A 22532-nucleotide genomic window follows, 5' to 3' on the forward strand; every position below is an offset into this window, starting at 1 on the left:
TCCTTACAGTCCATATAGATTCATCACACGTGTAATATTCTGTTTCACATCAAATCCTCTTTGTTCAAGCTGAGAGGTAATCATCTCTTGAAGAGGAGGTTCTGCATGATATGCTTCAAGCACCGCCTGCATCCATTCATGCGCGGAATCTCGCAGGGACATCCTTTTCACAAGCCCGCAGCCTAAATCTACTTCCTCTGTAATATGATCTGAAATCACACAAGGCAGACCAGACGCCTGTGCTTCCACTAATACAAGCGGAAGACCTTCAAACAAGGAAGGCATCACAAATACATCAAATGCTTTCATATATTGTGGAACGTCTGATACGACGCCTGTAAAGACAATGTCCTCCATCAAGTCTGCCTTCTCTGCATACGATTCGACTACTTGCTTCAGCGGTCCATCTCCTACGAGGACAAGCTGAAATGAAACCCCTTGCTTCTTTAAGGTCTGTGCCAGCTCCATAAAAAAAACATGATTTTTTTGCTCATGGAACCGCCCAATATGACCGATGACCATGTTTTTTTCGCGAAGATGGAGCTGCTTTTTCATCTCTGCCTTTTCGTCTGGATCAGGCTGAAAAAAAAGAGATAAGTCTATCCCATTTGGAAGCACCTCAACTTGCCCGTTCTGCATTTTTTTCTGTCCAAATAAAAAGACACCGGCATCCTCTCCGCATGCAACAAGCTGTGTAGAGAATGCAAAGATCAGCTGGCGAAATCCTTTGAGCATCATATGATCCAGCCAGTTTGGCGACTGCTTCCACGCTGTATTATGTGAATGGCAAATGCGCACCTTTACACCCGCTAGTTTGGCAGCAAGTGCGGAAAAACCCGTCTGAAAATCCGTATGTGCATGCACTGCCTGATAGGGCCCTGTTTGCCTAATTGTCTTGGTCAATGTTTTCACAAAAGCAACCGGAGAGGACGCCCCAATACTTGGGACGTAAAAGATGCGTCCCCCAAGCCGGCGAATTTCCTCATCATAATCACAGACGTCCTGCCGGTGAGTAATGAAATCAAATTGAAGGACATTCCTGTCGAGTGCACGATAGATGTTCATAATCATCGTTTCAGCTCCGCCGCGGTTCATTCCGCCCACAATATGAAGCACGCGCTTTGGCTCACTCATCTTGAACCGCCCTCCTCTTCAGCATAGACGCCGACAGCTTCCGGCGATGATAAAGCTTCATGATCTTCGGTGACAAGCAGGCACGGACCACCGGCTTTAGAGCAAATAAATAGTCAAGCGGCGACAGCTTTAATAGCCAGCATGCTTTCAAAACGAGCCAGGCATTATCCATCGAATATCGAAACTTTCGCCGCTGAAAGGCCGCTTCATCCTCTCTCACCAGATATAACGGCTCTTGTAAATTAAAGCCTTTCCTCCCAGCAGCAAAAAAGCGGATCCAAAGATCGATATCTTCCATCCGCCTTGTTGTTTTTACAGAACGATAGCCTTGTAAAGCCTTGTAAGCAGAAGCCCTCATCATAATGGTCCCATGACAAAAAGGAGTCCCTCTTGCCAACACCTTCCGATCAGGCTCTGAAACAAGTGCCCGCACACCCTTTGTTCCCGTTTCATCAAAAACCGTCATTGCCGTACCGACCACATCATATTCAGGATATGTATCGAGGAAATGAACCTGTTTTTCTAAACGAACAGGCACTGATAGATCGTCGCCATCCTGCCTTGCAATCAATTCTCCCCTCGCTTCAGCCAGACAGCGATTGAGACTGGCAGCGAGTCTTTGATTTTGTTGATTACGGATCAGGCGAATTCTTTCAGGATGTCGTTTTGTATAAGACAGCACTTTCTCATAAGTGCCATCTGTTGATGCGTCATCACATATGATGAGCTCCCAGTTTTCATATGTTTGATGAAGAATAGATTCAATGCTTTCTTCTACTGTCTCTTGGCAATTGTAGACGCCCATGATCATAGACACCTTTGGTTTATGCATGCTGTATCACCTTCTCTGCTTGATCCATATAAATTGTATAAATTTCTTCCATTGCCCTGACCGTCTGCTCCTGTGCAAATGCATGAGCCATAGAACGTCCCGCTTTTCCCATGAGAGGCAGCTGATCTTTTTTGTCGTAGAGCTGCTGCAAGTAATCAGCTAAACTATTCACATCTTGCGGTTTAACTAAAAAACCATTGACGCCATGTTTAACAAGCTCACAATGTCCTCTATTCTCCGTTGCAACCACAGGTTTTTCTGCCGACATCGCTTCAAGCAGGTTCATGCCGAGCCCTTCTCTCAAGCTGGTGGAAACACATACATCGCTCATATGCATCCATTCCTCCATTTGTTTGCAAAACCCAGCAAAGTGGACATGATTTTCAAGATGGAGCTGGCGGGTAAGCTTTTCATAGTTCGGCCTCATTGTCCCTTCCCCGGCAAACACGATCTTTATATTTGGTATTTTCCTAGACAGCTGTGCACATGCTTTGATGAGCATCCCTTGATTTTTATTCGTATTTAATTCACCAGCACACAGCACCATAAAATCTTCCGAGGAAAAACCATAGGCTGCGCGAAGGCTCTGCTTCTCTTTTTCATCGACAGGTGCGAACCGCTTCATATCCACACCCATACCGGGCACATAATAAACAGATGTCCGCTCTTTTGATAGACGGCCGGCTCTTTTAAAATCTTCTCCATTAATGGTGATCAGAGCGTCTGTATAGCGGGCGAGAAATCTCTCTATTGGATAATAGAGCAGCCAGTTTTGAAGCGGCGCCCCCTGCCAAAAGTGAAAGCCATGTGCCGTGTAAAGAACCTTCGTTCCTTTTTTGCGCGTACCTTTGGCTGCGAGCCTGCCAATGACACTTCCCATTGGTGTGTGGCAATGGATGAAATCATAGTGCTCTTTCGCTAACAGCTTCTTCAGTTCTACATACGCAAGCCGGTTGCGTACATGAAAAGGAGACCGCTGAATCGGAATCAAGTGAGCTTGATTCACATAGGGCAGCTCCAGCTGGCCGTTTGCCGCTGTATGCACTTCCCATCCTTGTTCCTGAAACCACCGGAAATACGGAAGATGAAAGGCCTTAAAGTGATAATCAACCGTTGCGCAAAACAAGACTTTTTTCTTCATTGGCAAGCGCTTCCTCCTCTCGTGTCATCTGATCGGACAACATATCATGCGACTCAATGGCAGCAAATAATGCTTGTCTCATCTGCTCTTCACTCATCATGTCAAATTCATGGATAAAACGGTTCAGCACATATGGGTCACCATCCAGCGCATGGCCGATGTGAATTTTCGGGAAGATTTGCTCCTGTGCTTTTTCATGCTGGTTGAGTAATTCCTCGTACATTTTCTCTCCAGGACGAATGCCTGTGAAAGTGATTGGAATCTGGTCTGTGGTGTAGCCTGAGAGGTGAATGAGGTTTTCTGCGAGGTCCACGATTTTCACTGGCTCCCCCATATCTAAAACAAAAATCTGTCTTCCTTCTGCCAGTGCACCTGCCTGAATCACAAGCCTTGATGCTTCTGGGATGGTCATAAAATATCTTGTCATGGCTGGGTGTGTGACCGTCACCGGCCCGCCTTGCTCGATTTGTTTCTTAAAAATAGGGATGACGCTCCCTCTGCTTCCGAGCACATTTCCAAATCGTACAGCGACAAATTTTGTTTCGCTGCTTGCCCCCATTTGCATGATCAGCATTTCAGCAAACCGCTTTGTGGCTCCCATCACATTGGCAGGGTTGACCGCTTTGTCAGATGAGATGAGGACGAATGTTTCAATGCCGTGCTCGTGTGCGGCTTCTGCGACATTTTTTGTCCCGATAATATTGTTTTTCACAGCTTCTTTCGGACTGATCTCCATGAGCGGGACATGCTTATGTGCCGCAGCATGATAAATCATATCCGGCTGAAATTGACCAACGATTTCACTCATTTTCTGTTTATCTTGAATATCCGCAATTTGTGGATAGAGTCTGATGCTGCCTCCATATAATTCTTTCAGCTCTAGTAAAATAGAATGAATGCTAAATTCTCCATGTCCCACAAGTACAATCGCTTGAGGAGCAAACACACAAATTTGACGGCAGATTTCTGATCCAATTGATCCGCCTGCCCCTGTGACCATGATTGTTTTTCCCTTTAAATGAGCAGATAGACGGCTCGTATCTAATTGAATTGGTTCTCTCCCTAGTAAATCCTCTGGCTGTACATCCCGTAATTGATTCAGTGCATGGGTTCCTTTTAAAATCTGCTCCATTTCCGGCATGATCTGTGTTTTGACTCCGGTCGCGACACATTCCTTATACAGCCCTTTTAAGGTGTGGCTGCTTTTGGACGGAATGGCGATGATGATCTTCTGAATATCCATCATCACGACAGCTGTTTGAATTTGTTCTTTTCCTCCTATAACAGGCAGACCCATAATTTCAAGCCGATGTTTCGTCTTGTCATCATCGATGAAGGCGACTGGCTCAATATGTACATCACTCGATTGCTGAAGCTGACGAACGAGCATGGTTCCCGCTGATCCGGCACCAATAATTAATGCCCGCTCTTTTTCTGCCTGAAGCCGTTTGGCCCCGTCATGAAATAACCTAGAAGCCATACGAGAGGCACCGATGAATAAGATATGAAAAAGCCACACGATGAATAAAAACCGAAATGGCCATGTCTGCACGAAAAGGTACAGCATCGTCATCGAAAATAAAAAAGAACACACAAAGGTCTTCATTAAAGAAAATAACTCTCTTACTCCTGTATAAGCCCATACTTGCTTGTACACATGAAACATGCAGGCAAATATATGGTGCCCAATGAGCAGACTGAGTGAAGAAATGGCGAGCATTTCAAATGTATAAACGGTTAAAGCCGCCTCTTGGACAAATTGAAAACCAAAAAAGACGGAAACTAAGATGAGATATGAATCTAGTGCTACGATGATTGATAATCTTTGGGCGTAAGTCAACGCTCCTCCCCCTTTTTAAAGCATCACTATTCTTACGTAACATGGGCATCAAACCCGTCCTCACATCCCACTACTGATGACGAGCATCTAAGGCACGGTTATGCCCACAGCAGGATCGAGTGCCTCCATTGTTAAAGATTAGGAGACATCACCTATCAATCTTTTTAATACATATACAGCCTTCCCTTTTTCTCTTTCTTGCCATTTAGCATAGCTCCAAGCAGTTTACTTGTTGTTCCTTCTAATACTTCTTTTGATTTCTTCACAGCAGCAATCTTTGTTTTGCCGCTTAAGACAACGAGAATGCTCCCATCCGTCCGGTTCGCCAAGATCTTTGCATCTGCAACTGGCAGAAGCGGCGTGGAATCAACAATCACCATGTCATATTGCTGTTCAATCTCATAAAATAACTGCTTCATTACAGAAGAGGAGAGCAGCTCAGCTGGATTCGGCGGAATGGTTCCGCTCGGAAGCAGCTCTAAATGCTCAATCGGTGTCGGTAAAATGGCTTCTTCCAAGCTGCAATTATTTAATAGCACATTCGTCAAACCGGTATGATGACTCAAGTCAAAATATTCATGGACGGCCGGCTTTCGCAAATCAGCATCCATGAGCAGCACCCGCTTGTTCTGCTGTGCAAAAACAGCTGCTAAGTTTGCAGCCGTAAATGATTTCCCTTCCTTCGGTAAGGAGGAGGTCACTAATATCGATTTCAGCCTTGTTTGGATCGATGTGAATTCGATGTTTGTTCGGATCGTACGGAATTGTTCCGCAATGACAGAGTGAGGATTTAATACAGAAATACAGGATAAATCTCTCTTTTCTCTTTTCTTCCTCTTAAAGATCAATGTTCTGTCCTCCCGTTATGACGGACTGCTTGTCTTTTTTGGCCCTCCTGTCTGCCTGCATCTGATAGACACTGCCAAGCGACGGCAATCCGATCTCTTCTCTTATTTGATGTGTTCGTTTTACAGTATCATCGAGTAAATTCATTAAGAAAATGAGTGTCATGCCCCCTAATAAAGAGGCGCCTAGTGCCAGAACGATATGAACGAACTTCCTTGAATTCATCAGAATCGTGTTGGACAGCTTGGCTTCAGACAAAACATTAATGCGATCCATATTCATTGTTTTTTTGATTTCTTCTTGCAGCACCTCTGTTGCGGTATTCGCAATGGCGACTGCCTTCGCGCGATCCTCATCTTGTACAGAAATATTGATGACCTCAGACTCATTTTCTGTACTTGTGGCAATTTTGTGTTTTAGTCCTTCTGCTGATTCTGTGAGATGGAGTGTTTCTTTTACTTTTTCAATGACGATTGGGCTTTTTAATAAAACTTGAAAGGTACGTGTATATTGAAGGTTCATCTGAATATCGTTTAAATCTGCTTGTGCGTCATTGCTGCGTTTATGAACAAGAATTTGAGTGGTTGCCTGATATACAGGAGTCGAGACATAGAACTGATAATAGGCTGAAATGCCCGTTACGATCAGGACAATCAGGATCAGAAGGGCCATTTTCTCTTTAATGACAGAAAACAGCTGCTTAAAACCTATATTCTCATTCATAGATACCTCCCGATTTCATCATAAAAAGGTTATATATGGTTTCTTTTTGTTAATGATTGGATTATAAAAGATAATACCCGCAAAGAAAAATGTCATAATAGGTCTTATAGTTCTTTTTAAAGAACGAAATCGTTCGTTTTCTTTTGTTTACTTCCTGATTCTTACGTTTTTGAATTTTATAAAGAACAATTTATTTCTTATAATGAACGAAAAGGTCGCAGAACTATTCGCCGGTGAGAAGGGAGATCATTGATCGAATGATAGGCAAGGTGATACGCATTTACCGAAAGAGAAAAGGATACTCGATTCAGCAGCTGGCTGAGGATGCTCATGTCTCTAAGTCATATTTGAGCAAAATTGAGCGTGGTGTCCACAGAAATCCATCTGTCCAGTTCTTAAAAAAGGTATCTTCTTCACTAGAGATTGATTTACAAGAGCTGTTTGATGCAGAGACGATGATGTTTCATTACGCTGAGGGTGGTGAACACGAATGGCGGGAGCATATCGTAAGTGCCGTCCAATCAGGCATGCCTAAAGAAGAGCTCTATCAGCTGCTCCAAACGTACCGAAAGGAGCAGGAAGAGAAGTCGTTACATGTCACCCATAGAAAGCTGACCGATTCAAATATCACAGAGTGGAAGCGTCTAATGAGTGAAGCAAAGGCAATTGGCTTAAGCATTGAGGAAGTAAAAGCTTTCCTCAACAACATGGGAGAACGCCGGGCGTAAGCCTTTCAGGAAGAATGATTGCGGGGAGAGGCGTTTGACGCTTCGATGAAAAAGAGCCTTTGATTCATGAAAGGCTCTTTCAGACTGTTGACAAAGGGCTAAAATGATTTTTATTTTAGCCCTTTGTCTTCTTTTCAGCGTGATAGAAAACCTTTGCAGCCCTAGGAAGGGCGAGTACCGGAGCGGAGCGAATTGAAACATTCGTGAGCACCGGAGCGCAGACCTGCGGGCGAATGCGAGGGTTTGTCTGCACGCTGAAAGAGCCTTTGATTCATGAAAGGCTCTTTTTTCTGTTATTCTTCTTTTTTTGTTCGTGCTTTTTTCGTTATATCATTGTTTTTCCAATAGGCCCATAGTGATGTAATTCCCAGAAAGGCCAGTGTGATGAATTGTTGAACGCCTTCTTCATCAATAGGAATTGGGCTTTTTCCCGCAGCAGTTAGCGCACTATTAACAAGCGCCAGTAAAAGCAGCACAAGCCTTGCAATCGTACCTGCACTAATTTTTTGAACCTCCAACTGTAACCCCTCCCTTTCCTCTTCTCACGGGCGGTATTGCTCGTTCTCTCTCATATGTATGCATCAGCCGAATGAATAGAAGAACGAATCAAAAAAAGAGACATCATTCCTATATGCGGAATGATGCCTGATTTCATTTGCTATTTATTTAGAAAACATCTCTTTTGCTTCATCCAATGCCATTTTATTGCCTAGAGCTGAGTAATCGAGCCACGGCTGATCGGCAATCGGATAGACTTGGTTTTTCTTCACTGCTTTTAGACCTTTCCAAATCGGAGTCTTTTCTAATTGCTTGAATGCCTGCTGCGCTTTATCATCACGGTTGACAACGACAAAGATCGCATCAGCATCATAATCAGGAAGAACCTCTTGAGAAATCACTTCAAACGGGCGCTTGCTGTCCAGCTTTTTCACACCATCGACAGGTGTCAGGCCTAAATCCTCGTATAAAATAGGACCCATTGGGCGCTTCATGCTAAATACGCGAAGCTCCTTTGCTGTCACACGGATCGCCATGACTTTTCCGTTTCCAATCTTTTTCTTGATGAGCGATTTGACCTCTTTTGCTTCTTGATTGTAATTCTTAATATATTGATCCGCTTCTTTTTCTTTATTGACGTGTTTGGCGATTTTTTTCAAATGATCCCGCCATGTGCCATCATTTAAATTAAACACTTCTGTTTTGGCGATCTTCTTATATTTCGATAAGTCTTGTCCGGCTAATTCTTCATCAACATAAATGACATCTGGTTGTAACGCAAGCAGTGATTCCATATCTGGATCAGATGCAATGCCGAGCTTCTTCGTCTGACTCAGCTGCTTTTTCGCATGTGGAAGGAAATCTTTTAAGTCTCCTCCTACAACAGAGCCCGCCGGTTTGATACCGAGTGCTAACAAGTCATTTGTTAAATGAATAGACAAGGAAGCAATCTTTGGTGTGCCATTGGTCTTTTCATTTGTTGTATTCTTTGTTTCCTGTTGTCCGCAAGCGGCAAGCAGCAAGAAACAGAGCGTTAATCCAAATACTAGTAGTTTTTTCATGATGAGTTCCTCTTTCATATTTATTTCGTTTTAGTTAATAAATAGAGAAAATACGGGGCACCGATAAAGGCCACGACCACACCCGCCGGTATGGCATTTGGAGCAAAGATGGAACGTCCGATTGTATCGGCACTGACTAAAATCAACAAGCCAAGCAGCGCACTAACTGGTAAAAAATACTGATGCAGTGAACCGACAAGCCTCCTAGCCAAATGCGGGGCGACGAGACCAATAAAGCCAATACCACCTGTCATTGAAACACTTGCACTCGCGAGGCCTACCGCTAAGGTCAAGAGGAGAAGACGTTTACGCTGGACACGTACACCTACACTTGAGGCGACAGCATCTCCTAATGTCAATGCATTGAGCGTGTTCGTCTGCATCAGCGTAAGCGGCACAAGGCATACAATCCAAGGCAGAAGCGCCAGCACATGAATCCAGTCTCTCCCCCATACATTGCCCACAAGCCACCTTGAAGCAAACGTGTATGTATCTTCATCCAGCTTCAATGACAAATATAAGGTGAGTGCACTAAATCCCGCAGCAACCGCAATGCCAACTAAGATCAGCCGGATAGGAACAAGCCCTTCATGCCGGTCATATGCAAGAAGCACGATGACCGCTGCCGCAAGCAGTCCGCCTCCAAACGTAAAGAGTGGAATAAGAAGAGACGGATTGCCTTCAAGTGCGTGAAAATATGTCACAAACACAATTAAGCCAAAGGCTGCCCCTGCATTCAATCCAATAATCCCAGGATCGGCCAGCGGGTTACGGGATAAGCTCTGCAAAATGCCGCCAGCAATGCCAAGACCAATACCAGCTAACATCGTCACCACAATTCGAGGCAGACGATAGTCAAACAGCACCGTTTCACTTTGGAAATCTCCAAAGCCAAATAACGTCTTGACGACCATGACAGGGCTTAGTTTCAGCGTACCGGTATTTAAACTATACAGCACAACAGCCGCACTCAGGCAAAGCAAAACGAGTGTCACGACAAGAGCACGCTGTTTCTCTCTCATGACAGGTTCCTCCCTTCTTTTCTGGCAATGTATAAGAAGAAAGGAACACCAACAAGTGCCACCATCACGCCAATGGCAAGCTCTCTTGGCGGATTGACTGTACGGCTGGCAAGGTCTGCAAAGACAAGCAGCATTGCGCCTAGTATCGCTGACATCGGAATGACGAAACGATAGTCTACACCAACAAGCTTTCGTGCAATATGAGGGATGACAAGACCGACAAACCCAATCGATCCGACTGCTGAAACAGAAACCCCTGCTAATAACACAGCAGCAGTCATTCCTAGTATTCGCACTTGCCGTGTTTTCACCCCTAAATTTGCCGCTGTATCCTCACCGAGCGATAGTAAGGAAAGTGACCGACCTAATAGCATTGCCCATACGATCACAATCAGAATGACCGGGGCAAGAATCATCAGCTGCGGCCATTTCACACCAGCTACCCCGCCTGCATACCAAAAAGCCAAATCCTGACTCAGGTCAAAATAAATCGCGATCCCAGAGCTGAGCGCATGAAGTAATGCGGCTACAACCGCTCCTGCTACAGTGAGACGCAGCGGTGTCAATACGCCGCCAGCCGCCCCAATCGCAAAGATCAGCAGCGTACTGAGCACAGCACCAATAAAGGAAAAAAACATCAGTGCCGAATAAGGCATTCCTGGGAAAAAAGCAAAACAGAGAGCGACCACAAACATCGCACCGCCATTAATACCCAAAATCCCCGCATCTGCCAGTGGATTTCTTGTGATGCCCTGCATAAGAGCACCCGCTACGGCAAACGCCGCTCCCACTAGAGCTGCCCCTAAAACACGAGGGAGTCTTAATTCATGGATGATCTGCTGCTCTGTCACATTTGACTGGTAGTCAAATACAGCTGTCCACACCGTTTGCAGAGACAATGTTTTTGCACCGTATGACACAGCAAAAAACATGGCAGCCGCTAAACCAATGACGGCGAGAAAAAATATCAAAAAGAACAGAATATGTGATGATCGTTTTTGTTGAGGTTTTCGCTTATCCTGCAAAATCGGTGTCATCCTTTTCTTTATTAAAAGTCAGTTTGAAAATGAGAATCATAATCAACAAAATTATAGCCGCCAGCCTCTAAAAAATCAATGTACACCCTATTTTTTAATTAATGAAGGTATGTGCGGAGCAGAGAAAGGAGATTTCTTTTTGCCGCTCAGAACGGCCTATCATTTTTTCTCATAGTTTAATAGGAAAATAGTTGACATTTCGCATGAATATCCCCTAAAATTACAAAAGTAAGTCAAATGTTATAAAAATATTACAAACAGATGTCAAACTAATAAAGAATGACCCGTCATGAGAGGAGATTTGAAAGTTGTGTCAGTAAAGGGAAAATGGAGTATCGTCCTATTTGCGCTTGCAGTCGTCATTGGAGCAGTTGCTTTCTTTCAAAATCAACAAGCAAGCGGTACAGAGAAGAAAAATGTAAAGCAGGATACGAACTATAAAAACGTAGAAATTGTCACTCTCGTAAATGACGGGAAATTTATGAGATATGCAGTCAACTATCCTCTTTTTCATCAAAAAGAGCTAGATGATAAGATTCAAAGCTATGCCAATTCGGCATTAGAGCATTTCAAAAAAACATTCAGTGAAGCAAAGGATATCGATGAACATAAACGCTATGAACTGAATATTGATTATGAAATGGTGCATTATGCAAAGCAGTCTGCTGCCATTCGTTTTACGACCTATACGTATACCGGCCAGCAAAATGGAACCACCAATCATCTCACGATTAACTTTGATTTTCAGAAAAAAACCTTTCTTGACACAAAAGATCTATTTCTGCCTAAAACCAATTATTTAAAGAAATTATCCTATATTACATATACGGAACTTCGAAAGGATAAAACCTTATCTAAGGATCAGCCTCTCCTTCAGAAAGGAACAGCCCCTGATGCTCAAAACTTCAGTCAATTTGCCTTGAAAGACAAATATGTAGAATTTTATTTCCCTGCATCTCAAGTAGCCGCAGAGGATCTTGGTCCGCAAACACTCGCGATCAAAAAGACATTGCTGAAGGACATATTAAAGCCAGAATATATGGATAAACTGAAAAATAAAAATGAAATGAAAGAACCGAATCCAAAAAGAAAAGCCGTTAAGCTGCCGCAAAAATCAAAGCTTGACCCGAATAAAAAAGCCATCGCACTCACATTTGATGATGGACCGAATCCAGCGACAACCTCAAAAATTTTAGATGCGCTGAAGGCAAATAAAGGACATGCTACCTTTTTCGTATTAGGCAGCAGGGTGCAATATTACCCTGGAATGCTTGCCGATATTTTAAAAGGCGGGAATGAGATCGGAAACCATTCCTACAATCACCCTTTATTAACAAGACTGCCTTTAGATGAAGCGGTGATACAAGTGAAGGACACCCAGCAGCTGATTGAGAAAGCGAGCGGATATACACCTACGCACTTTAGACCGCCATATGGCGGTACAAATCAAGATATCAATCATGCAATTGGGATGAAGGTCACTTTGTGGGATGTTGATCCAGAGGATTGGAAAATCCGCAACAGCCAGCAAATCACAAACCGCGTTCTCTCACATGCAGCCGATGGCAGAACAGTGTTAATGCACGATATTTATGAAAGCTCAGCCCAAGCAGCCGTAAAGATCATCCACGAACTCACCAAACAAGGCTACCAGCTCGTCACAGTGAGTGAACTTGAACAATTAAAAAAAGAACGACATGAACAAACCCCTGTAGAATAAACAGGGGTTTTAGATTGTTGACAAAGGGCTAAAATGATCTTGATTTTAGCTCTTTGTCTTCTTTTCAGCGTGATGGAAAACCTTTGCAGCCCTAGGAAGGACGAGTACCGGAGCGGAGCGAATTGTACATTCGTGAGCACCGGCACGCAGGACTGACAACGAATGCGAGGGTTTGTCTACACGCTGAAACCCCTGTAGAGTAAACAGGGGTTTTCTTTTATGACTCCAAAGACTTTTTTTGTTTCAATAATGCTTGAAATGTCTCTTCAAGCTCTTGCGAGGGCTCAATGCTTAAACGGCTGAGCACTTCAGACAGCTGCATATCAATTAACAGAAGCTCCTCTTCTCTATTTGTCACAGCTGGTTTTTCTTCCTTTTGTTTATAGGCTTCATATGTGCCGTCAAATCCTTCAATACGTTCCTCATGAATATGGAAAATACGAGTGGCAACCTCTTCAATCAGCCTGCGATCGTGGGAAACAAACACAACGGTACCTGGGTAATCCTTCAATAGACCTTCAAGTGCTTCAACTGCCGCCAGATCTAAAAAGTTCGTCGGTTCATCCAGCATGAGAACATTGGCATCACTGACGAGTAAGGACGCAAGCATCGTCTTCACCCGTTCTCCCCCGCTTAATACCTCAACAGGCTTGTGCACATCATCCCCTCTAAATCCTAGTCTCGCCAAAACCGTTCGAACCACTGTCTCATCTTGAACCGCCTCTTTCAGCGCATTTTGTAAAATCGATTCATCTACCTTCAGTCCTGACAGATCCTGACGAAAATAGGCTAGCTTGACAGCCTCTGAGCGAGTAACGCCGGGATGTCCATTCACTAACATACGGAGAAATGTCGTTTTGCCGCTCCCGTTCTTTCCGATAATGGCAACCTTGTCTCCGCCCCTCACTTCCACATTCGCCTGCCTCCAAAGCACTTTATCTCCCGCCTTGCCATCTACATTTTCTACTCTCAAAATGGTACGGCTTGCTGTTTCCTTCATCGTATGCTGAGTCATGTGAATGGGCTGAATGTCCTTTACCTTCTCAACCTTTTCTAATTTCTCCATCCTTGTTTCAATGGATTTGGCTGTTTTTTGCAGTTTTTTTTGCTTATTTGCATAGTAGGGCTTTGCAATTTTAGGTCCTGAGGATTTCACCTTTTGGGAGGGCTTTGTCGCTTTGTCCGCCTTTTTCTTTTTCTTTTCCAGTGCATGCTCTAACTGTTTTTTCTTTTGTGTATAGGCTTCATACGCTTCCACCTGCTGACGATGTGCCAGCTCTTTTTGCTGTGCAAAATGTGTGTAATTGCCTTTGTAATGATGAAGCTTCCCATGATCCAGCTCCCAAATCTCCGTACATATTGCATCTAAAAAAGCACGATCATGTGAAACAACAATGAGAGCTCCTTGATAATGACGCAGCTTATCTTCCAGCCACTCAATATGCTCTGTATCCAAATGAGTGGTCGGTTCATCTGCTAATAAAAGGGCAGACGGCCGGCTTAATGCTCTTTCAATATAAGTCTGGGTCATTTCACCGCCACTCTGTCTGCCGTCTCCTTGTTTCAATTGAGGAAGCAGCGTACAGACCGCTGTGGCTACAACCGTGCCGCTGTCTGGTGTTTCCTGTCCTGCCAGCACATGCAATAAAGTCGTTTTTCCGCTGCCATTTGTCCCTACAAGACCAATGCGATCACCTTGATGGATGGCGAGCTCCTCAATATCAAATAACAAGCGATCTTTTCGAAATACCTTTAACTGATTGGCTTTTAATAACATCCAATCCTCTCCTTTCGTATCAGGAGACATGAAAAAGCCTCCCATTCTCAGAATAGGAGGCAAAATGGTGTACAAAAATAAGCGGATTGATCCAGTATGGTGTGCCGTTCCAATTTGAACGCACACATCCCACGTATCAAGCACCTCATTCTTTGATTCCCAAGCTGTACCATCCTATTCCGAAGCTAAAAAATGAAAACGCAGCAAACATGGCAAACTGATCGTTTGCTCACTGCCTTCGTTCGTTCATTTTGCTTACAGGTCATAGGATTAGTACTTCATTGCATTGGGTCACCCTTCCGTCGTTTGTTACGTATACGATAAAAGATTGGTTATTTTTTGTCAAGCTGAAATGGCATAAGTGAGTCGATTAACTGGAGTGTAAATGGATGGGACACTTCAAACAGTTCGTCCTTTTTGCATTCTTCCACTAGGCTTCCTTCATGTAAAAATAGAAGGTGGTCACATAGATACACCGCTGCTTCTACATCATGAGTAATGAGAAGCATGGTCATGTCTAGCTCTTGTTTTAATGTCATAAGCAGATCCAATATTTGTACTTGAACAGAGACATCCAGTGAACTCAAGACTTCATCTAGTATAAGAATGGCTGGGTGCGTTGATATAGCTCGTGCGATGCACACTCGCTGGAGCTGACCGCCGCTTAGCTGATGAGCATATTGATTCAGCACAGACGAGGGCAGTCTGACTTGCTCAAGTAATGACAAAACCTTCTGATCCATATTCTGATTCTGCTTTAACAAACGCATCGGTTCTGCTATGATCTCTTTCACCGTAAAGGAGGGATGAACAGAAGATAGATAATCTTGAAAGACAACACTCATTTTCCCCCGATTCACCCTCCGCCATTTGTCAGCTGTCATACCATCAATTTGTACCTCGCCTCCATCTATTTTTTCTAAACCGAGCAGGATACGTGCCAATGTACTTTTGCCACTGCCGCTCTCACCGACTAATCCGGCACATTGTCCTTTTTCGATTTGAAACGAAACATTTGATATGCGGTCTTTTGGTTTCTTTTGTTTTGAAAAAAGACCTTTCTTCTCACCGTGTTTGACTAGATCGAAAGCTGTGATCAACATGGAAACGCCTCCACTCTCTTCTGCTGCCGCAGTGCTTCAGCAGGGGCAGATAATCGAAGCCTCGTCTCAAGTAATTGCTTTGTTTGGGGATGCTCGGGTGATGTGAACAATTCCTTGGCTGACCCATGCTCAAGCATTACTCCTTGGTGCATAACCATCAATTCATCAGCGATTTCCTGAACGACGCCTAGATCATGCGTTATGACGATTAAGGTAACACCCGTTTCTTCCTTTAGACTGTGTAATTGTCTGATGACTTCACGCCGATTAAAGGCATCAAGCGATGCAGTTGGCTCGTCTGCAATGATCATGTCTGGAGAAAGCATCATCGTGATGCCAATCATCACACGCTGAAGCATTCCTCCAGACAGTTCATACGGATATTTTTTCATCAAATCATATGGATTTTTTAAATGAACACGTGTAAGCCCAGCCATAGCATGTGCTTTCCCTTCTTTCCCTCGTAAGCCCAAATGCTGCTGAAATGTTTCCACCATTTGATGACCTATCGTTTCGATAGGATTGAATGCATTCATGACATCCTGTGAGATGAAACCTATTCGTTTCCCCCGCCATTGGTGCGCTTCTTGATTTGTTAATGTTTTGCCGTCAAAAATAATCGTTCCTTCCACTTCTAGCGAAGGGGCGACAAGATCAATTAACGCTTTGGCGACAGTTGATTTTCCACTGCCACTTTCTCCAATGACGGCTAAACAGCGTTGTTGATGTAAAGAAAATGTGATATTCGTCACTATATTCTTTTGCTGCTGTGGATCATGTACGGACAGATTTTTTACGTCGATTAAAGGCAAATGGCCTCACCCCTTTCTTTCTGGTATGATGCATGGCAGGATTCGCGGCATGCTGAAGGCTGTCTCCTAAAAAGCTCAATGCCATGACCACAAACAAGATGGCAAGTCCAGGCGCAAGCATATGGGCTGGATGTGTCACCATGACATTCTTCGCCTCATTGAGCATCATGCCCCATTCTGGTGTAGGTGCACTCACACCTAATCCAAGAAAAGACAGTGCTGATATATTTAAGATCACCCAGCCCGCATCAAGTGTCGCAAAAACAGCAATTTCTCCTGAGATGCGAGGAAATAGATGTCTCCTCAATATGTAAAAGGGTTTGCCGCCAGTCACCTTTGCAAATTGAACAGAAGGTTCATTCGCATATTGAAGGACAGACGAACGAATCATTCTTGTATACCAGGCCCATTTCGCTAGGACATTGGCCAAAATAATATTGAATAGTCCAGGTCCGAGTATTCCCACAACCGCAAGAATCATCACCTCTGCTGGAAAGGACAGCATGACATCACACAGCCTCATCAAAACCCCATCCACCTTTCCTCGAAAGAAGCCTGCCATGAGTCCAAGTGCGCTGCCAATGAGCATCGTGATACACATCGTCAGCATAGCTGCAAGCATTGTTGTCCGAATGCCATATAAAAGCCTCGATAATACACATCTCCCTAGATGATCCGTTCCGAGTGGGTAAGTAAGACTGATACCGGCATATTTTTGAAGAATGTTCGTATTTGTTGGGTCATGTGGTGCTAACATTGGAGCAAACAGTCCAGCTAATGCGACAAGCGCTAACAGCCAGATTGAAAGAATCGCCATACGGTCTTTTCTTAATTGATGCCACCCTATCATTGTTGTCATACCTCCTTTCGCAATTGCGGATTCATGGTCATTTGCAGCATATCAGCGATGAGATTGCACATAACAAACAGGAACCCCATCACAAACAAATAGGCTTGAATAATAGGGAAGTCAGCATGGAAAATAGCAGTTATACACAACCGGCCAACCCCTGGCCAAGCAAAAAGGTTCTCAATAATGACAGTTCCCGCAATGAGCTTTGGAATAGACATGCCAAGTGCTGTTACCGCTAATTGCAGGGCATGCCTCATGACTTTCAGTTGAACAGTTCGTTCCTTTAAACCACGTGCTCTTGCATAAAAAACAAAGGGCTCGTGCTGAAATTTTAGAATTTGATTACGTATGAGTCTCACATAGGTCGATAAGTAGCCTAATGATAATGTGACAGCTGGAAGAAGAATCGATTTGAACCCTTCCATTCCACTCGTATTAACCCAATTGAATTTGACAGAAAAAAGCCAAATCAACAAAATCCCCAGCCAAAAACTAGGCATTGAAGCGGCGATAAACACAAAGGCTCTCAATAAACGGTCCACCCAAGTGTGAGCAGCATATGCACAGATCACCCCGAACAATAAACTGAGCACTATGATAAAAAAGAGCGCTGCTCCTGCAAGCTGCAATGTCGCAGGCAGCGCCTCCATGATAAGATCAAAAACGGGCTCCTGAGTGACATAGCTCCTGCCAAAATCACCTGTTAATCCATTTTTAAGCCATGTGGCATAGCGGATGAAAAATGGCTGGTCTAAGCCTAACTCCTGCCGCATCGATTCAATCATTTCTTCTGTTGGAGTGACTTGATTCACCCGCAAAGCGACCTCTGCTGGATCACTTGCCCGCATCGTCAGCAGTACAAAAGCAAAGAAGGTGATAAAGATCATAAGCGGAAAAAGCATCAGTATTCGTTTTAAGAGATAGCGAGTCATGTCTCTGCCTCCGTTTTATGACGCAAAATACATACGGTCAAATGGGATTTCATACTGAGACACATGAAAACCTACGCCTTTCAGGCGCTTATTATAAACAGCCTTTGTCACAGAATAAGAGATTGGGAGGTAAACATTTTCATCATGGATATACGTCAATATTTCTTGATACATTTGTTTCCGCTTTTGCTCATCTGGTTCTACTAATACTTCCGTAATCGTCTCGTCCAGCCACTTTTTCTTTTTCAGTCCTAATTGAGCTTGATAATCAGCATGGGATGCTACACGGAATGAAGAGACATAAGTTTGTGGATCATAAGGAAGCCCCCAAGACAGCGAGTACATCAGATCGAACTTTCCTGTTTTTTGGCGATCTAAGAATGCCTGTTTTTCTTCTCCTCTAATATCCAGCTTGATCCCCACCTGCTTGAAATCTTGTTGAATCGATTCACTGATCGTTCTTTCCCCTGCATTATCGGAATTATAGTAAATAGCCACACTCAGCAGTTTGCCATTTTGATAGCGATACCCGTCTTCTTTCATCCTCCAGCCTGCCTCATCCAATATTTCCTCTGCTTTCTTCTTTTGATAAGTTTTCTTTTTCAGTGGAATATCTGCGTATGGGACAGAAGGAGCAAGCAATGTGTGTGCCACCTTTTCCGTTCCATTTAAAATGCCTTCAGTGATCATGTCCTTTTGAATGGCGTATTGAAAAGCTTCTCTTATTTTCGGATCTTTTGTGATTGGCTGGTTTGAATTAATCACAATCGATCTTGAACCAACAGGAGGGCTCACGGTGACACCATATTGCCCTGCTTCTTTTAAAGCCTGGAATGAGTCTCCATCAATCATGTCACCATCTGCTCCAAATAAAAGATCAATCTCTCCTTTTTGAAGCGCAAGTAAGATGGTTTGGTGATCCGGCATGACTTTCCATTTCACAGTTGAAATTTTCGGCTTTTGCCCCCAATAGTGATCATTCATTTCAAAAACGGCATATTGATTTTTCTTATGTTCCTTTAGCACATAAGGACCTGTACCTGCATAGCTTTTAACTCCTTTTGCAGTCGTTCCATCAATGAAGCTTTTTGGAGAAATAAAACGGAAGGGGCGTGTTAAGCCCAGCTCTTCTAACGTAGGATAATAAGGCTCTTTCAACGTGAGAACAAATGTATCGTCATCTAGCGCCTTTGTGGATTTGATTTCAGATACGAGATTAAGCCAAGCGTTCTTTTCAATATTTTTGACGACAGCATCAATATTCAATTTCACTGCCTTTGCATTAAAAGGCTCACCATCTGAAAAAGTCACACCTTTTCGAAGATGAAAGGTATAGGTCCTTCCATCCTTTGATATGTCCCAGCTTTTCGCTAAGGCAGGCTGAACGCCCTTCTCTGTATTGACGACAAGCGATTCAAACACCATATTTTGAGCAGCCATCTCTCCACCGTATAGATGAGGATTGATGTCCCTGATATCTTTTGTACTTGCATACACGAGCTCATCTTCTTCTCTATCATTGCTGGAGGATGCTTTGTTTTCAGAGCATGAGGCCAATAAAAAACAAGCCATCACTGAAAACAGCATCAAGGTGTATGTCACGTAGGGATGCCTTTTCTCATATTTCTTCTTTATGTAAACAGGTTGATCACTCATATGTACTTCCCCCAATTCAACATTATCGTAATCATTACGATTATTAATCGAAATGATTACGAATTGAATATTAGCATACAGAAATGGGAAATACAACGTCTTTTCATAAAAAAAACAGACTCATGATTGAGTCTGTTTCGCTTGTATAAATTGGTCGATCACCTTTAATGCTTTTTCTGTTCCACCTGCTGCTTGGAAGCTTTCTTCAATTTTCTCAATCCCCGCACGGTACGTGTCACTGCCTAAAACCTTCTCAACAGTTTCTCTTAGCTGCTTTGGTGTCAGCTGATCTTTATCAAGTGTACAGGCAGCAGATAATTCGGTCAGTCTTTGTGCCACCATCGGCTGATCTTTATCGACTGGAATGACGACCATCGGAACGTGGTAATGAATCCCTTCATTGACACTATTCATCCCGCCGTGCGTTACAAATACATCTGTCAGTTCGAGCACTTCAAGCTGCGGCACATAAGGCTCAATCAGAAAATGAGCAGGCGCCTCTTTTAAGAGAGAACGATTTACTTTTTCACCTGTTGCGATAATCACTTTTCCGTCAAAGTCTTCGAAAGCATCTATACACATATTAAAAAATGCTTCTGTATCCCCAAGAACGGTGCCCATGGAAATAAAAACGACTTTTTCTTGCTCAAGTGCTTCCAGCGGGAAATCATGCTGGTCGGCTCTTTTTAGAAAGCTCGGTCCAATGAAAACAAACGAATCGTTTAATGAATCAACAGAAGGCTGGAAATATTCACTTGTATAGACGATATTGAGTTCTCCACGGTTTTTCATAAATTGCATCAAACGCGTTGGCTGAACGCCAAAACGCTCTTGTATTTTTTCTAACAGATGATCGGCTTTCTCATCCTTTCTGTATAGCGGTGTATCAAAATGCGCCTCTTGCAGCACAAAAGATGGGTTGGACCCGATGCTCGGAATGTGCAAATAATCTCGCACAAGCTCCCCTGCCCCAAACATATCAAAGTAAACCAAATCAAATGAATGCTTCTCGGAAAGTGTTTCCACCACCTCTAAAATATCATAGGATGTTTGCAGCATGGCATGAAAGAACGGCTGCATAGAATCTAAATTTCCTTCTTCCACATGTAATGTCCGAATATAGTCTGGATGTATATGTACGTGAGCGCCTAAGCGTTTGATCCGTTCCTCATAATGTACAGTTGTGACCGCATGCACTTCATCGCCTCGATCCGCCCATGCTTTGATCATTCCTAACATAGGGTTCACATGTCCTTCAGCTGGAAACGTAATCAATAAAATCTTCGCCACAAGAAATTCCTCCTCATTGTCAATTCCCTTCCATGTTAATCATATACAGCGAACTGGCTCAACAAATACGCCTGAAAAGGGAAGAAATGAGTCTTACGTCCAGTATTTCATGGAGGGACATGAACATAACGCCTTCTCACGAGCAAACATCCAATATTTTTGTATAATTAGTCATAATATTATTTTCAGCTTCATATTGGAGGGATATTTTATGAAAGTCTTGGAGAAATACAGTTATTTAATTATCATTCTTTGTCTAGCGGCAATGATCGTGACAAACTTCACTGTGAATGACAATACAATAAAAAATACTGTATCCGTGATTGGATTTATCATTGTTCTCCTTACAATTATACCTGCGGCTATTTACAGGAAAGGCCAGAAAGGCAGATAACTCCTTTATAGCAATAACCCCCACTCTTATGTTAAGAATGGGGGTTATTTTATTATATTCGGATAGATGTTGCTGGCTTGCAACCAGATCATTTTTTCACTTCCCTCACCCTAGTGAACGATAAACCCGAATGAACACAAAAAACCCCTCTCCATATGAAGAGGGGTTCATGACAGACCTTTAACATCGTAAGCAAGGTCAGATACGCGCTCGGAGGGATTCGAACCCCCGGCAGACGTGGTACCGGAAACCACCGCTCTATCCAACTGAGCTACGAGCGCACGATATGTTTTTTGAACGTCAGCAAATCAAATTATAAGGGAAATGCTGCAAGAAAGCAATGATTAATCATTCGTCATGATGATGTATTTTCTTACTTTGTATTCATACACTAATATGATGGTTTGAAGTGGAATGATTTTGGGGAAAATGGATAGGGGTATTTGAATTTAGGTCAGCGTTTTGTTTGACCTTTATTGACCAAAAATGTATCATTGAATTACATACTTACCTAAAAGGTGAAGGAGGAACATTATGAATTTAATACCTACAGTCATTGAGCAAACAAATCGTGGGGAAAGAGCTTACGACATTTATTCTCGTCTTTTAAAAGACCGTATTATCATGCTTGGTTCTGCGATCGATGACAATGTTGCCAACTCCATCGTGTCACAGTTGCTTTTCTTAGAAGCTGAAGATCCAGAAAAAGATATTTCTATCTACATTAACAGCCCTGGCGGTTCAATCACAGCTGGTATGGCCATTTACGATACGATGCAATTTATTAAACCAAAGGTATCAACTATTTGCATTGGTATGGCTGCATCTATGGGTGCGTTCCTGCTTGCTGCTGGAGAAAAAGGTAAGCGTTATGCTCTTCCAAACAGTGAAGTCATGATTCACCAACCACTCGGTGGTGCCCAAGGTCAAGCAACAGAAATTGAAATTGCGGCAAAACGAATCCTTTCTTTACGCGATAAACTGAACCAAGTACTTGCTGAACGTACTGGTCAGCCAATTGAAGTCATTGAGCGCGATACAGATCGTGACAACTTCAAAACAGCGGAAGAAGCACTTCAATACGGACTCATTGACAAAGTCTTGACCCGTAATACAGAAGACCAAAAATAATG

At 43.3% G+C, this 22532-nt stretch carries 20 protein-coding genes and 1 tRNA gene; 3 read left to right on the forward strand and 18 right to left on the reverse strand.

Translation table 11 applies throughout. The features are described 5' to 3' along the window. Positions 1-3 precede the first annotated feature (3 nt). From NSU11_RS16580 to NSU11_RS16605, 6 genes are all read right to left on the reverse strand, one after another. Positions 4-1134 carry a glycosyltransferase family 1 protein gene (locus NSU11_RS16580; RefSeq protein ID WP_149126270.1) on the reverse strand — a complete coding sequence of 377 codons (1131 nt, stop codon included), beginning with the start codon at positions 1132-1134 and terminating at the stop codon, positions 4-6. Further along, positions 1127-1966 carry a glycosyltransferase gene (locus tag NSU11_RS16585; protein ID WP_073207494.1) on the reverse strand — a complete coding sequence of 280 codons (840 nt, stop codon included), beginning with the start codon at positions 1964-1966 and terminating at the stop codon, positions 1127-1129. Before NSU11_RS16585 ends, NSU11_RS16580 begins: the two co-directional genes overlap by 8 nt. Beyond that, positions 1959-3107 (reverse strand): glycosyltransferase family 4 protein, encoded by a 1149-nt coding sequence (locus NSU11_RS16590; RefSeq protein ID WP_342493678.1) that lies wholly within the window; start codon positions 3105-3107, stop codon positions 1959-1961. Before NSU11_RS16590 ends, NSU11_RS16585 begins: the two co-directional genes overlap by 8 nt. Continuing rightward, positions 3073-4947: a nucleoside-diphosphate sugar epimerase/dehydratase gene (locus NSU11_RS16595; RefSeq protein WP_149126268.1), complete on the reverse strand. Its 1875-nt coding sequence runs from the start codon at positions 4945-4947 to the stop codon at positions 3073-3075. Before NSU11_RS16595 ends, NSU11_RS16590 begins: the two co-directional genes overlap by 35 nt. 164 nt (positions 4948-5111) lie before the next feature. Continuing rightward, positions 5112-5795, reverse strand: a complete 684-nt coding sequence (locus NSU11_RS16600) for a CpsD/CapB family tyrosine-protein kinase (RefSeq protein ID WP_024423527.1) — start codon at positions 5793-5795, stop codon at positions 5112-5114. Next, positions 5785-6516 (reverse strand): Wzz/FepE/Etk N-terminal domain-containing protein, encoded by a 732-nt coding sequence (locus NSU11_RS16605; RefSeq protein WP_024423528.1) that lies wholly within the window; start codon positions 6514-6516, stop codon positions 5785-5787. Before NSU11_RS16605 ends, NSU11_RS16600 begins: the two co-directional genes overlap by 11 nt. Before the next feature lie 257 nt (positions 6517-6773). Between NSU11_RS16605 and NSU11_RS16610 the strand changes: the two genes are divergently transcribed. After that, a complete protein-coding gene (locus NSU11_RS16610; RefSeq protein ID WP_024423529.1) occupies positions 6774-7244 on the forward strand; it encodes a helix-turn-helix domain-containing protein in 471 nt (156 codons plus the stop codon). A gap of 293 nt (positions 7245-7537) precedes the next feature. Here NSU11_RS16610 and NSU11_RS16615 read toward each other — a convergent pair whose 3' ends face one another. From NSU11_RS16615 to NSU11_RS16630, 4 genes are all read right to left on the reverse strand, one after another. After that, a complete protein-coding gene (locus tag NSU11_RS16615) occupies positions 7538-7762 on the reverse strand; it encodes a phage holin (protein WP_024423530.1) in 225 nt (74 codons plus the stop codon). Between the two features lie 144 nt (positions 7763-7906). Beyond that, positions 7907-8803, reverse strand: coding sequence for an iron-hydroxamate ABC transporter substrate-binding protein (locus NSU11_RS16620; protein WP_133744541.1), 897 nt, complete (start codon positions 8801-8803; stop codon positions 7907-7909). A gap of 20 nt (positions 8804-8823) precedes the next feature. Further along, entirely contained in the window at positions 8824-9825 is a 1002-nt protein-coding gene (locus NSU11_RS16625) for an iron ABC transporter permease (RefSeq protein ID WP_024423532.1), read from the reverse strand. Then, positions 9822-10850 (reverse strand): iron ABC transporter permease, encoded by a 1029-nt coding sequence (locus NSU11_RS16630; RefSeq protein ID WP_151039875.1) that lies wholly within the window; start codon positions 10848-10850, stop codon positions 9822-9824. Before NSU11_RS16630 ends, NSU11_RS16625 begins: the two co-directional genes overlap by 4 nt. A 322-nt stretch (positions 10851-11172) precedes the next feature. Here NSU11_RS16630 and NSU11_RS16635 point away from each other — a divergent pair, with 322 nt between their 5' ends. Beyond that, positions 11173-12582 carry a polysaccharide deacetylase family protein gene (locus NSU11_RS16635; RefSeq protein WP_149126266.1) on the forward strand — a complete coding sequence of 470 codons (1410 nt, stop codon included), beginning with the start codon at positions 11173-11175 and terminating at the stop codon, positions 12580-12582. Positions 12583-12799: 217 nt separating this feature from the next. On the opposite strand, the gene abc-f is transcribed toward NSU11_RS16635, so the two are convergent. The 8 genes from abc-f to NSU11_RS16675 all read right to left on the reverse strand — a co-directional run bounded on the left by abc-f (position 12800) and on the right by NSU11_RS16675 (position 21680). Further along, complete coding sequence (abc-f, locus tag NSU11_RS16640) at positions 12800-14359, reverse strand: ABC-F type ribosomal protection protein (RefSeq protein ID WP_198456694.1); 1560 nt, start codon at positions 14357-14359, stop codon at positions 12800-12802. A 332-nt stretch (positions 14360-14691) separates the two neighbouring features. Next, the gene (locus NSU11_RS16645; RefSeq protein WP_024423536.1) at positions 14692-15462 is read right to left on the reverse strand and encodes a dipeptide/oligopeptide/nickel ABC transporter ATP-binding protein; all 771 of its coding nucleotides are present in this window, start codon (positions 15460-15462) and stop codon (positions 14692-14694) included. Beyond that, positions 15456-16274: an ABC transporter ATP-binding protein gene (locus tag NSU11_RS16650; RefSeq protein ID WP_024423537.1), complete on the reverse strand. Its 819-nt coding sequence runs from the start codon at positions 16272-16274 to the stop codon at positions 15456-15458. Before NSU11_RS16650 ends, NSU11_RS16645 begins: the two co-directional genes overlap by 7 nt. After that, a complete protein-coding gene (gene opp1C / locus NSU11_RS16655; RefSeq protein ID WP_024423538.1) occupies positions 16237-17124 on the reverse strand; it encodes a nickel/cobalt ABC transporter permease in 888 nt (295 codons plus the stop codon). The genes NSU11_RS16650 and opp1C overlap by 38 nt, the downstream gene beginning before the upstream one ends. Positions 17125-17129: 5 nt before the next feature. Then, positions 17130-18059, reverse strand: coding sequence for a nickel/cobalt ABC transporter permease (gene opp1B, locus NSU11_RS16660; protein ID WP_024423539.1), 930 nt, complete (start codon positions 18057-18059; stop codon positions 17130-17132). A gap of 15 nt (positions 18060-18074) precedes the next feature. Further along, positions 18075-19715, reverse strand: coding sequence for a nickel ABC transporter substrate-binding protein (gene nikA, locus NSU11_RS16665; protein ID WP_024423540.1), 1641 nt, complete (start codon positions 19713-19715; stop codon positions 18075-18077). 120 nt (positions 19716-19835) lie between these two features. After that, positions 19836-21005 carry a macrolide family glycosyltransferase gene (locus NSU11_RS16670; protein WP_342493679.1) on the reverse strand — a complete coding sequence of 390 codons (1170 nt, stop codon included), beginning with the start codon at positions 21003-21005 and terminating at the stop codon, positions 19836-19838. A gap of 599 nt (positions 21006-21604) precedes the next feature. Beyond that, a tRNA-Arg gene (locus NSU11_RS16675) sits at positions 21605-21680 on the reverse strand. A gap of 253 nt (positions 21681-21933) precedes the next feature. Between NSU11_RS16675 and clpP the strand changes: the two genes are divergently transcribed. Next, the gene (gene clpP, locus NSU11_RS16680; protein WP_024427684.1) at positions 21934-22530 is read left to right on the forward strand and encodes an ATP-dependent Clp endopeptidase proteolytic subunit ClpP; all 597 of its coding nucleotides are present in this window, start codon (positions 21934-21936) and stop codon (positions 22528-22530) included. The last annotated feature ends 2 nt before the right edge of the window (positions 22531-22532 follow it).

This window comes from Bacillus sp. FSL R5-0712 (assembly GCF_038593285.1).
In the GTDB taxonomy this organism is placed as follows: domain Bacteria; phylum Bacillota; class Bacilli; order Bacillales; family Bacillaceae; genus Bacillus; species Bacillus safensis.